This is a genomic window from Kitasatospora sp. NPDC001159 (assembly GCF_053598235.1).
On sequence record NZ_JBSFJV010000139.1, the window covers coordinates 1 to 14,452 of the forward strand.

11 protein-coding genes and 1 pseudogene are annotated in these 14,452 nt (G+C 71.3%); 6 read left to right on the plus strand and 6 right to left on the minus strand.

Features of this window, described 5'->3' with window-relative positions:
* The coding region (locus ACWC9T_RS37520) for a universal stress protein (protein ID WP_449825523.1) at positions 1-203 on the minus strand (203 nt) is incomplete at its 3' end.
* A gap of 152 nt (positions 204-355) precedes the next feature.
* Entirely contained in the window at positions 356-610 is a 255-nt protein-coding gene (locus ACWC9T_RS37525) for a V-type ATP synthase subunit D (protein WP_449825524.1), read from the minus strand.
* Between the two features lie 577 nt (positions 611-1,187).
* On the opposite strand from ACWC9T_RS37525, the gene ACWC9T_RS37530 reads away from it, so the two are divergent.
* Complete coding sequence (locus ACWC9T_RS37530) at positions 1,188-1,625, plus strand: DoxX family protein (RefSeq protein ID WP_449825525.1); 438 nt, start codon at positions 1,188-1,190, stop codon at positions 1,623-1,625.
* Between the two features lie 148 nt (positions 1,626-1,773).
* On the opposite strand, the pseudogene ACWC9T_RS37535 reads toward ACWC9T_RS37530, so the two are convergent.
* Together ACWC9T_RS37535 and ACWC9T_RS37540 are read right to left on the minus strand one after the other, a co-directional pair.
* Positions 1,774-1,968 (minus strand): annotated as a pseudogene (locus ACWC9T_RS37535) (oxidoreductase); the annotation flags it as partial.
* 213 nt (positions 1,969-2,181) lie between these two features.
* Entirely contained in the window at positions 2,182-2,610 is a 429-nt protein-coding gene (locus ACWC9T_RS37540) for an OsmC family peroxiredoxin (protein ID WP_449825526.1), read from the minus strand.
* A 671-nt stretch (positions 2,611-3,281) separates the two neighbouring features.
* On the opposite strand from ACWC9T_RS37540, the gene ACWC9T_RS37545 reads away from it, so the two are divergent.
* Both ACWC9T_RS37545 and ACWC9T_RS37550 read left to right on the plus strand, forming a co-directional pair.
* Positions 3,282-4,640 carry an MFS transporter gene (locus ACWC9T_RS37545; protein WP_449825527.1) on the plus strand — a complete coding sequence of 453 codons (1,359 nt, stop codon included), beginning with the start codon at positions 3,282-3,284 and terminating at the stop codon, positions 4,638-4,640.
* Between the two features lie 573 nt (positions 4,641-5,213).
* Positions 5,214-8,129, plus strand: a complete 2,916-nt coding sequence (locus tag ACWC9T_RS37550; protein ID WP_449825528.1) for a BTAD domain-containing putative transcriptional regulator — start codon at positions 5,214-5,216, stop codon at positions 8,127-8,129.
* A gap of 86 nt (positions 8,130-8,215) precedes the next feature.
* Here the strand turns inward: ACWC9T_RS37550 and ACWC9T_RS37555 are convergent, their stop codons facing one another.
* On the minus strand, positions 8,216-8,617 hold the full coding sequence (locus ACWC9T_RS37555; protein ID WP_449825529.1) for a hypothetical protein: 402 nt from the start codon (positions 8,615-8,617) through the stop codon (positions 8,216-8,218).
* A gap of 74 nt (positions 8,618-8,691) precedes the next feature.
* On the minus strand, positions 8,692-11,649 hold the full coding sequence (locus ACWC9T_RS37560; protein WP_449825530.1) for an AAA family ATPase: 2,958 nt from the start codon (positions 11,647-11,649) through the stop codon (positions 8,692-8,694).
* Positions 11,650-12,109: 460 nt separating this feature from the next.
* Here ACWC9T_RS37560 and ACWC9T_RS37565 point away from each other — a divergent pair, with 460 nt between their 5' ends.
* The 3 genes from ACWC9T_RS37565 to ACWC9T_RS37575 form a co-directional block, all read left to right on the plus strand.
* Entirely contained in the window at positions 12,110-12,547 is a 438-nt protein-coding gene (locus ACWC9T_RS37565) for a DUF485 domain-containing protein (RefSeq protein WP_449825531.1), read from the plus strand.
* Positions 12,544-14,178: a solute symporter family protein gene (locus ACWC9T_RS37570; protein WP_449825532.1), complete on the plus strand. Its 1,635-nt coding sequence runs from the start codon at positions 12,544-12,546 to the stop codon at positions 14,176-14,178. The genes ACWC9T_RS37565 and ACWC9T_RS37570 overlap by 4 nt, the downstream gene beginning before the upstream one ends.
* Positions 14,179-14,256: 78 nt before the next feature.
* Positions 14,257-14,452, plus strand: a 196-nt coding sequence (locus ACWC9T_RS37575) for an acetyl-coenzyme A synthetase N-terminal domain-containing protein (protein WP_449825533.1), incomplete at its 3' end; no start/stop codon positions are given.

Here is a 14,452-nt window from a genome sequence, read left to right on the forward strand (position 1 = left end):
TCCCCGCCGGCCCGTAGGCCGATCGCCCGGGCGCGGGCCGCCTCGTCCTCGGCCCGGCCGGTCGGCCACTCCTGCGCGTGCAGCAGCCGCAGCGGTAGGTGCCGCCCGGCCGCCTCGTCCGCCGCCCAGCGCACGGCCCAGTGGCTCGCCTCGGAGCGGTCGACGCCCACGATCACCGGGTGGCGGGTTTCGAAGCCGTTCATCACAGACTCCTTCGTCGGCCCCGGCCGGCGCCGTCACCGGCTCTGTGCGGAGCCCTGACCACCCTCATCGTCGGCCGCCGCAGGGTGGGGAAGGGAGGGCCAGTCGGGCCCGGGCCGCAGGCCGGTGGGCCCTGATGGCGCAGCGGCCTGGCTCAGTGACCGCCACCCTGCCGGTCCTGCCCGGCCGCCCACCGCCGCCGTACCGCTTCCTCGTGCTCGGCCTGCTCCAGGGCCTGGCCGACGGCCGCCAGCTCGGCACTCAACCGGGGAATCCACCGCCGGCGCAGGGTGGGGACTCGCCGGGCGGTCCGCTCCGTCTCCGCCGCCATGAGCCGGGCTGCCTTACGGGCCGCGGTGAGGGCGGCGGCCGCGCGGACGGTCTCCCGGCAGGCGGCCTCGGCGCGCACCAGCGCGGTGTTGGCGGGCAGCGGTTCCGCGGGCCAGGGTGGTCGGGCCGCGCCGCCGGTGGGGACGACCGCGACAGCCGGATCCGGTGACCTCCGAGGCCGTGCGCTACATGGGCACGCTCCTCTGCAGGCGACCTCAGGATTCGGGGTGATGGCGGGGGTGATTCAGTTACGAGCGCGGTTTGTCCGGGGAGCAGCTCCCCGAGCGCGGGGATGATGTCGCGCGGAGCCGCTCCCCGGGGGCGAAGTCGAGGGCTTCCAGGTTTCCTCAGGGCCCCGGCAGAGTAGTGCGGACCGCGGGCTGGCCGATTCGGACTTCCAGCCACGGCCGGAGTCTCAGCCGTGCTCCATGTGCTCGGGCGCCGGGCGTATTGCGGTGCCGGCCGGGGCGGGAGGACTCAGAGGAAGTTGAGAGGTTCGCGGATCTGGCCGTGGACATGACGTGGAGTCAGTCTTGATGCGTGAGCGTCAGGTTCGGCCGGAAGTCCCCGCAGAGCCCGTTCGCGACGGTTGCTCGCCCGCACCCCGATCCGGGAAAGCCGGGCTGATCTCCACGTACCCCACTCAAGGAGTTGTCGTGTCCGCAGATCTTTCAACGCTCGTCGAGCGCACCCGGCCCGTGGTGCTGGGGCTGTTCCGCATCGTGGTCTCCCTGCTGTTCGCGTGCCACGGCGCTGCGACTCTTTTCGGGGTGCTCGGAGGGGCGCACGGCAAGACGCCGGCGGTCGGGCAGTGGCCCGCATGGTGGGCGGCCGTCATCCAGCTGGCCGCGGGTGCCCTGGTCCTGCTGGGGGTGGCGGTCCGCCCGGCCGCCCTGTTGTGCTCGGGCTCGATGGCGTACGCCTACTTCAGCGTCCACCAGGAGCACGCGCTGTGGCCGATCCAGAACGGCGGCGAGCCTGCCGCCATGTTCTGCTGGGTCTTCCTCCTTATCGCGGTCACCGGACCGGGCCGCCTCGCGCTCGGACCCGCGGTCCGGCGCCGAGTCCCGGTCACGGTTGCGGCCAACGCCTGACCGCCACGACTGGGCCGAGCCGACCCGGCAGGAACACCGTGCGGCCGGTTCGGCCCGGCGGGCGAGGACGGGACCCGACGGATCCCGAAGGCGGCGGCGCCGCGCGAGAGGGATCGCCCTGGCCGGGACCGGCGCGTTCCCCGGGAACGGCTTCCTCGGCTGTGATCAGCATCGCCCCGCCAGGGTAGGGACGGCCGGCTTCGTTGGGGGCGACACCGCCGGTGACGATCAGGCCGACACCGCCCCGGGCGCGGTCGGCATAGAAAGCGGCCAACCGCTCGAAGCCGTTCGGCGCCTCCTCCAGCCCCACGTGCATGGATCCCATCAGGATCCGGTTGTGCAGTGTCGTGAAGCCAGATCGAGGGGCGACTGTCTGGACCGTGGGCCGCCCACCCCTCCTCGGTGCGCGAGGATCCCGGCTGGGTCACCGGTGCACCGACTTGGGCGTCGAGATCGCAACCGGCTTGGGGCAGCCCCGCCGCCGGGCTGCCCTCCACGACGGCACGAGCCTGGCGGCCCCACGTCCTTCAGGTGGCTTGGTGTGCTGGAGCCGGCATCAGGCGAGCAGGTTCACGACCAGGGTGATGGGGACGGCGGCCAGCGCCTGGCTGACTGGGCAGTTGCGCTTGGCATCCTCGGCCGCGGCGGTGAACGATTCGACTGAGACGCCCGGCACCGTGCCGCTGACCGTCAAGGCGACACCGGTGATCCCGACGCCTGGATGGAACGTCACGTTGGCTCTCGCCGTCAGGGACAGCGGTGGCGTGCCCGCCTCGGTGAGGGCCTGCGAGAGGGTCATGCAGAAGCAGGAGGAGTGCGCGGCCGCGATCAGCTCCTCGGGGCTGGTCACCCCGCTCGACTCCTGCTCGCGGCCCCGCCGCGAGACCGGGTAGGCGGCCACGCCGGAAGAGCGCAGGAACGCCAGTCCCCGGCCGTCCTGCAGCGCGCCCTTCCACACGGTGGACGCCGTGCAGGTTGTTGCCATTCCTTCTCCTTGAATCCGGTTCGTCTCAGAGCGCAGACACTCGCCGGTGGCGGATACGGCTCGGGCCGGTCGAGGCGTGCGGAAAAGCCCTCGGAACGGCGGTGTCCGCGCACACCTCCCGGGGCTCGCGAACCGATCACATCAGACCTGCGCGGACCCGGTCCAGACCCGGCAACCGACGAACGAAATGCTTCGGTCCGGCCTGCCGTTCCATTCGGTGCGCGCCGCGCCGCACCGTGCTTCCGTTGCGGACGGGTGGGCCGGTCTGGGCTACGGACACGACGAGACCGACCGCCAGCCGTGCGGCCGAGTGCCTGTCGGCCGATGCCGAAGGGTGCGCCACGGCGGACCGAAGACTTCGGCTCCGACGATCCGTACCGGTTGATCGCCGATGTCCGGCGTCGGCGGAACGAGGGCCGGATGGAGGGAGTCTCACGGTGCGGCAGAAGCAGCTTCCCGCAGGGACCGTAGAGCGTCGCACCTGGGACCGAAAAGTTTGAGCGGACGGGGGGCGCGCGCTTGAGTTTCAGTGGTCCTCGCTGGTGGACTGGCCTCTCGACCGGATGTCCCAGCGAGCGCTGGTCAGGACGCGGTTTCATCGACTCCCAGGCCCTGGTGTCCGCTCCATTCGCGGGTGAGGCCTGGTCGCAAGGAAGTGCAGGAGTTCCCCAATGCCCGACGCCATGCAGGCGAGAGCAACCCGTATGTCGTGGAAGCCCGTGATAGGCGGGTCGGTCGGCAACCTCGTCGAGTGGTACGACTGGTTCGTCTACACGACCTTCGCCACCTATTTCGCCGGTGCCTTCTTCCCCCACGGCAACGCCACGGCACAACTGCTGAACACCGCCGCCATCTTCGCCGTCGGATTCTTCATGCGCCCCGTCGGGGGATGGCTTCTCGGCCGGTATGCCGACCGACGCGGCCGCAAGGCCGCGCTCACCTTGAGCGTGGCCCTGATGTCGGTCAGCGCGCTGCTCGTCGCCGTGGCCCCGACCTACCGTCAGGCCGGCAACGTCGGCGCGGGTGTACTGCTGCTCGCCCGGCTGTTGCAGGGGCTGTCCGTCGGCGGAGAGTACGCTGCCAGCGCCACCTATCTCACGGAGGCGTCACACTCGGATCGCCGGGGCTTCACGTCCAGCTTCCAGTACGTCTCCATGACGCTGGGACAGCTGGTCGGTCTCGGCCTGCAGATCATTCTGCAGCGGACCATGACCAACGCCGAACTGCACTCCTACGGTTGGCGGATTCCCTTCCTGGTCGGCACGGTGGGTGCCGCCGTCGTCCTGTGGCTGCGGCGCAGCATGGTCGAGACGCAGGCGTACACCGACGAGGAATCCGGTGCGGGAGGTCCTGAACGTGGGACCGTGCGGGAGCTGTTGCGGCACAAGCGCGAGGTCGCGTTGGTGATGGCCCTGACCATCGGCGGCACCGTGGCGTATTACACGTACACCACCTACCTGACGAAGTACCTGTCGAACACCGCCGGACTGAGCAAGAACGACGCGTCGCTGGTCAGCTTCTGCGCGCTGTTCGTGTTCATGCTGTTGCAGCCGCTGGCAGGGGCGCTGTCGGACCGGGTGGGCAGGCGGCCGCTGCTGATCGCCTTCGGGATCGGATCGCTGTTCGGAACCGTGCCGCTCATGACGATGCTGTCGCACACCCGCACGTTCGGTGGCGCGCTGCTGCTGTCGTTGGCGGCGCTGGTGATCGTCACCGGCTACACGTCGATCAACGCCGCGGTGAAGGCGGAGTTGTTCCCCACCTATGTGCGCGCGCTGGGCGTCGCGCTCCCGTACGCCCTGGCCAACGCCCTGTTCGGCGGGACGGCCGAGTACGTCGCGCTCTGGTTCAAGAACGCTTCGATGGAATCGGGCTTCTACTGGTACGTCTCTGCTTGCGCGGGGATTTCCCTGGTCGTCTACCTGGCCATGCGGGAGACCGGGAAGGCGGAGCTGCCCCCCGCGCAGCGACCTGCCCCTGCCGGGGGGCGCGACGGTGCAGTCGAGGCCGCCGTGGGAGGGGTGGCCTGAGAGAGGAGAGCTCCTGCGACCTCGCGCCCCTTGGCCGGCGGACCAGAGTGCTGACGCTCAAGGTCTGCCGGATAGGCGCTGACGGCCACCACCAGGACCGTGACCCGGAGGAGGACGTTCCCCGCTGCGGTTCCTGTGATTCGTGGTCCGCCTGCGCTCGCCCACAGCACCGCCGCTGATCGCGCCGTCACCGAGCGCAGGAGCTCTGCAGGCCAGACTCGCCTACCGGCCATCGATCATGACTGTCCATCAGCTTGCTGGCTGGTGGGCAGTTCGCTTTGCTGGTCGTGGTCGCCCGCTCGGGAACCGCCCCGTTGGCGCCGCCGCACCGCCGGGGGAGAGGGCGGGTGGGGAGGTGTCGGGCGCCATCGGCGGGACTCGGACGCCGGTGGGCGACCGCGGCGACCGGGAGCGTGGCACGGTCGGGGCCGAGCGTGATCGTCCCGAAGCGTGGACCGGCCGCCCAGGTGGTTCCGTGGCGGTGGAGAATGACAGCTCGGGCTCGGCCGCCCGGCAGGTGACCACCAGCGGATCCTCGGCCGAGACCATGGATCGGAACGGCGGAACAGCAACATGGGCGGGCTACGGATCTCGGTACTCGGGCCTCTGCGGGCATGGCGTGGTGAGCGGGAACTGGATACCGGACCGGCGCAGCAGCGTGCCGTTCTGGCGGCGCTGGCGCTGAGGTGCGGCCGGGTCGCCTCCTCGGACGAGCTGGTGCAGGACGTCTGGGGGGCGGATCCGCCGGCCACCGCTCCCGTTGCCCTGCGCAATCACGTCTCGCGTCTGCGGGCCGCGCTGGAGACCGGATCCTCCGCACCGGAGGTCCTGGTCTCCCGGGCCGGGGGTTACGCACTGAGGCTGGAGGACCGGGCGTTGGACGTCGCCGAGGTCGAAAGGCTGGGATCCGAGGCGGAGGCGGCCGGAAGCCGGGGGGATCTGGAGTCGGCCGCCCGCCTGCTGGCCCAGGCGGAGGGTCTGTGGGACGGCACACCGCTGACCGGAGTCCCCGGTGACTACGCACAGCGGCACCGCGACCGCCTCTCGGAGTACCGGCTGGTCCTGACCGAGGCGCGGCTGGATCTGGAGCTCCGGCTCGGTCGGCACACCCGGGCCGTCACCGAGCTGACCGCGCTGGTGGACGAGTACCCGCTGCGCGAGGGTCTGCGTGCGCTGCAGATGGTGGCGCTGTACCGCTGTGGCCGTCAGGGGGAGGCGCTGGCCGGGTTCGCGACGGCCAGGCGGCTTCTGGCCGAGGAACTGGGAGTCGATCCCGGACCCGATCTGGTCCGGCTGCACCAGCGCATCCTCGAAGCCGATCCGACACTGTCGGTACCGTCGGGGGCGGCCCCACGGGTCGGCGAGCAGGCCGGATCCGGCGGACCGGCGCGCCCGGCGTGGGCCCCTCCGGCGCAACTCCCTCCGGACGCACCCGACTTCACCGGCCGCCAGGAAGAGGTGGCGAGAGTGCGCGACGCTCTCGTCGGCGGCGCGCGAAGACGGAGCACCGCGCCCGCCGTCTGCGTGATCCACGGCATGGGCGGTGTGGGCAAGACCGCCCTGGCGGTTCACGCCGCGCACGCTGTGCGTGATCGGTTCCCCGACGGCCAGCTCTACGCCGACCTGCGCGGGGTCGGTCGGGAGGCCGCGGACCCGTACGAGGTCCAGGAGCTGTTCCTGCGGGCGCTGGGCGTCGCGCCCGAGAGCATTCCACGTGACCGCGGCGAGCGCACCTCCCTGTACCGCTCGTGGCTGGCCGATCGCGGCCTGCTCCTCCTGCTGGACAACGCGGCCGACACCACGCAGGTGAACGCTCTGATGCCGGGCACCCCCGGGTGCGCCGTTGTGGTCACCAGCCGTACCCCGCTGATCTGCCTGCCCGCGACCAGCCGCACCGCGCTGGAACCACTCAGTGAGCGGGACGCCCGGAGCCTGCTGGAACGGATGGTGGGAGCCGAGCGGTGCCGTCGGGAGCCAGAGGCGGCGGCCGACCTGGTGCATGCGTGTGGCATGCTCCCGCTGGCCGTCCGCATCGTCGGCGCCCGTTTGGCGGCTCGGCCGCGCTGGTCCCTGTCGTACCTGGCGTCCCGGCTCGGCGACCGCGGACGGCGGCTCACCGAGCTGGAGACCGGGAGCCTGGCCGTGGAGCAGGTCTTCCAGCTCGGCTACTCGGCCCTGGACGCGGACCAGGCGCGGGCCTTCCGGTTGCTGGCGATTCCCGAGGTGAGCGATGTCTCGTCGGCTGCCGCAGCGGCGGTCCTGCGGTGTGAGCCGCGCGCGGCCGAGGCCGTCCTGGACGACCTGGCCCATGCCGGGCTGCTGGAGCCGGGCGACCCCGGGCACTACCGCTACCACGATCTCCTGCGGCTGTTCGCCCGCCACCGGACAGTGGAGACCGATGCCCCGGAGGTACGGCAGGAGGCCCTGAGCCGGACCGCCCGCTTCTACCTTTCCGGGATGGCGGCCGCCCTGCGCGCGGAATGGCCGCACACCCGGCTGCCCGCCGCGGCCGACCAGCAGGACGTGGCCGGCGGTCCGGCTCTCTCGGACGAGTCCAACGCGCAGGAGTGGGTGATCAACGAGCTCGGGGCCATGCTCGCCGTCGTCGGCCAGATCGTCGACCACCCCTACCGGCCGGTCGGCGCGGAGGACACCCGGACCCTGGCGAGCCTCCTGGTGTTCCTCATGCCGTACACCGACCTGTGCCTGCCGTGGCGCGTGCTGGAGGAACGGGCCCGCAAGCTGCTGGACGCCGCCGAGCGGCACGGTGAAAGCGTCGCCGCCGTCTTCTGCTGTGTCGTGGCGGCCATCGCCTGCGCGCGCACCGAACGGCACGAGGAGGCACGCGCTCTGGCCCTGCGCGCCTGCGAAACCCCGGGCCCGCAGCAGCAGCTGCTGTCCCACCGCCTGGTGGAGGTCATGGGAGTGGTGGCCGCGATGCGGCCCGGCGGCCTGGACGAGGCGATCGCACACTTCCGCCGCAGCCAGGCCGTGTCCCACCGGATCGAGGACTTCGGTATGGCTGCGCACTGCTCGTTCGGTCTCGTCCGGGCACACCTGGCACTCGACCAGCCCCACGAGGCGCTGGAAGCCGCCCGGGATGCCCTCGCGAATTGCCGCGCGGCCGAGAGCCCCGCCGGTACTGCCGTCGCCCATCGTGCCCTGGGCGAGGCGCTGTCGGCGCTCGGCCGTCATGACGAAGCCTTGGAGGAGTACCGTGCGGCCCTCGACCTGTGCGAGGCGCGGGGGCTTCGGACGCAGCGTGCCCACACGCTGCTGTCCTGCGCCTCCGTGCTGGCCGGCGCCGGTCGGCTGGACCAGGCCGGTCCGTTCGCGGAGCGGGCGCGGGCCGCGCTCGCGGAACTCGGGGACGCCTCGGGTGAGCAGCGGGCGCGAGCTCTCCTCGACCGCACCCGACAAGTGTCCCAGCCGGCTGGCGGCCCCGTCGGCTCGCGGGAAGTGACGGCGAACCGTGCGGTGGGCTCGTAGTTGCCTCAGCGTGCTGCGGCCCCGCTCCTGCCCGAGAGGGCCCCGGTGCCTTCCGGCCCTCGGACCGGCGGCCGGCGGTTCACCGGTCATCGGTGCGCCGCCTTGACGGCCAGTTCGGCGAGGAAGCGGTCCATTTCCGGGAACCACATCCGGCGGACGCTCAGACGGACGGGCTTGGTCCCACCTGGGTGGTGGAGCCGAAAGGAACTCCACTGCACCCCTCGTCGGACATCGCTGATTCCGGAGCGGGCCTCCTCCAGGCCGAGGGCCAGCGTCAGTCGGCCCGGCTGGCGGAAGAAGGCCCCCCTGATCCTGTGCACCAGCACGGCCCGGTCAGTGAGGGTGACGAAGTGGGTGTCCGCCGTGTCGAGGCTGGTGATCAGCGCGTCGAGCAGCGGATGGTCCTCTCCCCAGACGACGGCCAGCGTCGCCACGGGACGCTCGCCCGGATCGGCCTGCCGAATGCTCTCGTCAACCGCTTCGATCACGGCCGATTTGGTCAGTGCTATGGGTCTCCCTCCGGGTCTCCCCCCGCGATCGCGCATGGTGTAGACCAATGAATCTAGGCGCTGGACGGCGCGCACACCTTGCGGTCGGGACCGAGGACTTTCCCGTCGGCCGGGGCGTCGTACGTCCGTTCGCTGCGACTGTTCTCGGAGGACGACAGCGCGTGCGCCAGCCCCGCACGGCCGTCGATGGCGAGCTTGCCGTAGACATTGGTGAGGTGGAGTTCCACGGTGCGCAGACCGACGAAGAGGTGCCGGGCGATCTCACGGTTGGACATGCCCTCGGCGGCCAGGTTCGCGACCCGGCGTTCGGTGGCCGTCAGGGCGCCGACCCCGTGGAACGAGCGGCCGCGCGGGCGGTCGCCGACAGCCCGCAGTTCGGCGAGCGCCCGATCGGCCAGCGGGGTCGCACCGCACTCGTGCGCGACACTGACGGCCTTCTGCAGAAGGGGACGTGCCTCGGCCAACCGCCCGGCCTTGCGGGTGAGGCCACCGCAGTCGGCCAGGGCCTGTGCGTACCGCAGGTGCGCGGGTGCTCCGCCGAGGAGTTCCACGGCCTCGCGGAGCATGTCGAGTCCTTCCTGCCCCCCGACCACGGTGCCCATGGCGTGCAGGGCCACCCCCACCGTCTCGGGAACCCCCCAGACACGGGCGAGGGTCAGTTCCTCCTCGGCCAGCGACCGGGCGGCCTCGCTCTGCCGCAACGCCGCATGGACCAGCGCCGCCTCGGAACGCCAGGGGTGGACTGCCGGGCTGTGAAGGCCTCGGCCGCAGGTCCGTTCGCCGCACAGCAGGAAGTCGGCAAGGCCCTCCTCCAACCGCCCCTGGGCGACGCGCAGCCGACCGCGGACCATCAGCACGTAGTCGTTGACCCAGTTGGCGTTCAGCTCACCGGAGAGGTCGCCGCGTCGCAGGAGTTCCTCGGCTTCCTCGTGCTTTTCCTGCTTGACCAGCGAGTCCGTCAACGTGGCGATGGCGAAGACGCTGAAGCTGTGGCGCGGTCCGATGCCGATCCCGGAGAGTTCCTCCAGCGCCGACATCGCGTCGTCCTGGCACTCCCGCAGACTGCCGGTCCAGCAGTGGGTGTAGGCGCGAACGCCCATGGCCATGACGTGTCCGAGAACGGAACCGCGAGCCCGCGCCTTGCACGCGGCGGCGGCGGTGTACTCCAACGCCAGCTCCGTCTCTCCGGCCGCCCGCAGGGAGAGCACGGCGTCGTAGTAGACGACGGAATCGTCCGCCATCGGATCGGCGCCCTGGCTCAGCGCCAGCCGTGCGAGGTGCACGACCTCCTTCGGGGACTGGCCGACCATGACCGCGCGCAGACTCAGCAGGGCGGCCAGGTGCCGCCGTACACGGGCGTCCGCCGCGTCGGAGATGTCCAGCTCCATCAGCCGCCGCACCACGGCCGGAGCCGGCACTGTGTTGGTCAGGACGATGTGGATGAGGTCGACCTCCAGGCACATGGCGTCGACGGAGTCGGTCTCCCGGAGGTCCTCGCCGGTGCGTCTCAATGCCTCCACAGCGTCCGGGTAGCGGTCCAGTACCAGCATCGCACCGGCCAGCCCGCGCGCGGCGACGGCCTTGTCCGCCGGATCCCGTGACAGTTCCAGGCTGCGTTCGAGATTGCGGACGGCCACTGGAACGCTGGAGGAGAGTTCCAGTCTGCCCAGAGAGGTCAGCAGGCTCGCTCGCGCTTCCTCGGGAAGTTCCTCCCGCAGGGCGCGCTTCAGGAAGGCCGTCGCCTTTCCCGTGTCGCCGCGCTCACCGGCGGTCGCTGCTGCCCGGGTCAGTACCTGCGGTACCCACGGGTCACCCAACGGGCTGTGCAGGAGGTGCCCGGCCACCTGTTCCAGCGCAGCGCCCTGGGACAGCAGGAACCGAGCTGCCCGGATATGGAGGTCCATCCGCCTGCTCGGCAGCACGGCGGAGGCAATGGCGGCCGCCAGGGCGTCGTGGTGGAAGGACAGGCCTTCGTCCGTCCTGGCCAGGCAGCCCGCGCGCACCAGCATGTGTGCGGCGTCCTCGATCTGCGGCTGCGTCAACCCGGTGACGGCGGCCAGGAGGTCGACGGTCGGCGAGCCGCCGAGGACCGCGACCGCCTCCGCGGCCGCGGTCGTGTGCGGAGCGACGCCCTCGATCCGGGCGAGCACGGCGGGGCCCAGATCGGCCGGAACGAGATCGGTGATCCGCGGCGCCAGGTCCGCACCGACCGGGCGCCCGGAAGCCCGGGCGCCGCGCAGCAAGGCGTCCACGAAGAGGAGGTTGCCGCCGGTCGCGTCCCGACAGGCGGCGGTGAAGGACGGCTCCGGGGCCTCGCCCAGTACCTCCTCTGCCAGGGATCCGACGGCTTCGTGGGAGAGGCCTCCCAGCGTCAGGCGGTGCTGGAACAGCGGAACGACGGCGGCGATGCCCGCCGAGTTCGAGCGCGCGTCCTCGGGGCCGAGAGCGGCGATGACGACCAGAGGCAGGTCGTGGGCCCGGTGCAGCAGGTAGCGCAGCCAGTGAAGGGAGGCGGCGTCCGACCACTGGAGGTCGTCGACGGCCACCAACAGACGTCCCTGCGAAGTGAGGTGTGCGGCCAGCCGGTAAAGATCGCGGAGTGCGGCCGCATCCTGTCCGGCCATCAGGTCCGACGGGCCGTTTGGCCGGGGTTCCCAGGGAGCGGGACACAGGGCGCTGCCCGGAGTCCGCCCGCCGTACGGCGAGTCCGTGCCGTCCGCAACCAGGCGTTCGAAGAGCTGCCGGACAGTCGCGTAGCGGAGATCGCATTCGAGCGGATCCGCCGACGCGGACACGACGTAGGTGGCCGCTTCCTCGCGGGCCCCGGCCAGGACAGCCCGCAGCGCCGAGGTCTTCCCGCTGCCCCAGCCGCCCTGGACGAGTACGGAGACGCAGCCGTCTCCCGGAGTGGCCAGCAGCCGTTCGAGGGCTTTCGACTCGCGGTAGCGTCCGCTCGGTACGAGACCGGTTCCAGCACGGCGGAGAGCGGTCACGGCTGGGTTGGCTGGCATGTCACACCATGCTGTCTTACGGGCGGCCCCAGCCTCCCGGGGCCTGGGGTCGCGTTGTGGAACCGGCGGCAGGTGCGGCCGGGAGCGGCAACCGGCGGGGTCCGCGGCAGGGCGCGGGCCGCCTCGACCCGCATTCTTCGCTACATGCGTAACTTGCGCGCAAGTATTCGGTAAGAGGCTCCCGCGCCGCCTTTCGCCTTCGGTAGGCGCACGGCTGACTCTTCGGTCCCCACCGTCATGTCCGATGGCCGAAACGCGCGTAGATTCGGCGCGACAGGGTTGTGCGGTGGACGCGGTGAGACGTGAGGTCCCGCGCTACGAGCCGGCCCGCGTCTGCCTTTCGCCGCCCCGCCCACCGGCCGGGGAGGCCGCTTCGACACCACCTCGGTCCGGCGCCCCGCCTGCCTCCCGGTCAGATCGACCGCCGGCGGGCCGCGCCGGCCCCTCCACGGAAAGACTCATGAACAGGCCCACTTCTCCCACCGGCGGCTCCCCGGCCGACCAGTCCGGCAGAGCCGGAACAGGCGCGGTCCCCCAGGACACGGTGTCCGCGGTCTTCGCGGAGACGCAAAGCAGCCCGTCCTTCCGCCGGCTCCGGCGTTCCCAGCGCACGTTCGCCACCCTGGCGACGATCGCGGTCCTGAGCCTGTACCTGCTGTACGTCCTGCTGTCCAGCTACGCGCCGGGCCTCATGGACGTCAGGGTCGTCGGCCGGCTGAACGTCGCGTTCTTCCTCGGTCTGGCGCAGTTCGGCGCCACCTTCATGACCGCGTGGCTGTACACGCGCCACGCCGGCACGCGGCGCGACCCCGTCGCCGAGCAGGTCCGGCAGGACATCGAGCGGGTGCTGGCGGCTGGGCCGCACGGGCCCGGCCGGGCGACGGGGGTGTCCGCGTGATCGCTCGCTCCGGACAGGCGGCGCTGGCGGCGGGTGCCGGAAGCCACGGGGACCGTTCGCTGACCGTCGGCCTCTTCCTCGTGGTGGTGGCGGCCACCCTGGGCGTCACGCTCTGGGCCGGCAGGCGGGGCAAGGGAACCACCGACTTCTACACCGGTGGGCGGTCGTTCTCGGGATTCCAGAACGGTCTCGCCATCTCCGGCGACTACATGTCGGCCGCCTCGTTCCTGGGAGTCACCGGCACCATCGCCCTCTTCGGGTACGACGGGTTCCTGTACTCCGTGGGATTCCTGGTCGCATGGGTCCTGGCACTCGTGCTGGTGGCCGAACCGCTGCGCAACACGGGGCGCTTCACCATGGCCGACGTGCTGGCCTTCCGCCTGCGCCAGGGGCCGGTGCGCACCGCTGCGGGCATCTCGACCATCGTCGTCTCCGTCGTCTACCTCCTGGCCCAGATGGTCGGCGCGGGCTCGCTGGTGGCTCTGCTGCTCGGCGTCTCCGGCGACACCGCCAAGAAGTGGATCGTCTTCGGCGTGGGCGTGCTGATGATCCTCTACGTCGTCATCGGCGGCATGAAGGGCACGACCTGGGTGCAGATCATCAAGGCCGGTCTTCTGATGGCCGGAACGCTCGTGCTGACCGTTCTGGTGATGAGCAGGTTCGGTTGGAACCTCTCGGCCCTGCTGGGCGCGGCCGCCCAGGCCAGCGGCAAGGGGCAGGCGTTCCTCGAACCCGGACTGAAGTACGGTGCCAGTTCCACCACCCGGCTGGACTTCATCAGCCTCGGCGTCGCGCTGGTGCTCGGAACCGCCGGCCTGCCGCACATCCTGGTCCGCTTCTACACGGTGCGGACCGCCAAGGCCGCGCGGACCTCGGTCAACTGGGCGATCGGCATCATCGGTGTCTTCTACCTGATGACGCTCGCGCTGGGCTTCGGCGCCGCGGCGCTGGTGGGCCACACGGCGATCAAGACGGCCAACCCGGCAGGCACCACTGCCGCTCCGATGCTGGCCGAGATGCTCGGTGGCGGCCCTAGTTCGACCATGGGCGCCACACTGCTGGCGCTGATCTCGGCGGTGGCCTTCGCCACGATCCTCGCGGTGGTGGCCGGGCTCACGCTCACGTCGTCCGCCTCGTTCGCTCACGACCTGTTCGCCCAGGCCATGCGCAAGGGCAGGGTGAGTGAGGCGCAGGAGGTCAGGGTGGCACGGCTCGCCGCCGTCGGGATCGGCGCACTGGCCGTCGTACTGAGCATGTTCGCGGACAAGCTCAACACCGCGGCGCTGGTGGCGCTGGCCTTCGCCATCGCGGCCTCCGCCAACCTGCCGACGATCCTGTACAGCCTCTTCTGGAAGCGGTTCAGCACCGCTGGCGCCCTGTGCAGCATGTACGGCGGCCTTCTCTCCTCCGTAGTGCTGGTGGTCTTCTCCCCGGTCGTCTCGGGCACACCGGCGTCCCTGCTGCCCCATTGCGACTTCCACTGGTTCCCGCTGGAGAACCCCGGCCTCGTCTCCATCCCGATCGGCTTCCTGCTCGGCTGGCTCGGAAGCCTCGCGTCACGCGAGACGGTGGATCCGGCCAAGTACGCGGAGCTGGAGGTCCGTTCACTCACCGGCGCCGGAGCCCACTGACACCCCTGCGGGGACTGCGGTGCCAACGCTGAACCGTGTCCGGCCGAGACCGGACAGGCACATACCAAGGAGCATGTCTTGAGTAGCGAGATCCTGGCGAACCTCATCGGGGAGGAACGGCGCCTCGAGCCGCCGGCCGCACTGGCCGCCAACGCCACAACCGCCGACCACGAGCGGGCGGCCTCCGAGGACCGTCTGGGTTTCTGGGCCGAGCAGGCCCGCCGGCTGAGCTGGGCGGTCGAGCCCACCGAGACGCTCGACTGGTCCAACCCGC

Bases quoted from the DNA above. Each gene is read 5' to 3' on its own strand.
- ACWC9T_RS37540 (WP_449825526.1), bottom strand. From the start codon at position 2,610: ATGGCAACAACCTGCACGGCGTCCACCGTGTGGAAGGGCGCGCTGCAG.
- ACWC9T_RS37545 (WP_449825527.1), top strand. From the start codon at position 3,282: ATGCCCGACGCCATGCAGGCGAGAGCAACCCGTATGTCGTGGAAGCCC.
- ACWC9T_RS37550 (WP_449825528.1), top strand. From the start codon at position 5,214: ATGGGCGGGCTACGGATCTCGGTACTCGGGCCTCTGCGGGCATGGCGT.
- ACWC9T_RS37560 (WP_449825530.1), bottom strand. From the start codon at position 11,649: ATGCCAGCCAACCCAGCCGTGACCGCTCTCCGCCGTGCTGGAACCGGT.
- ACWC9T_RS37565 (WP_449825531.1), top strand. From the start codon at position 12,110: ATGAACAGGCCCACTTCTCCCACCGGCGGCTCCCCGGCCGACCAGTCC.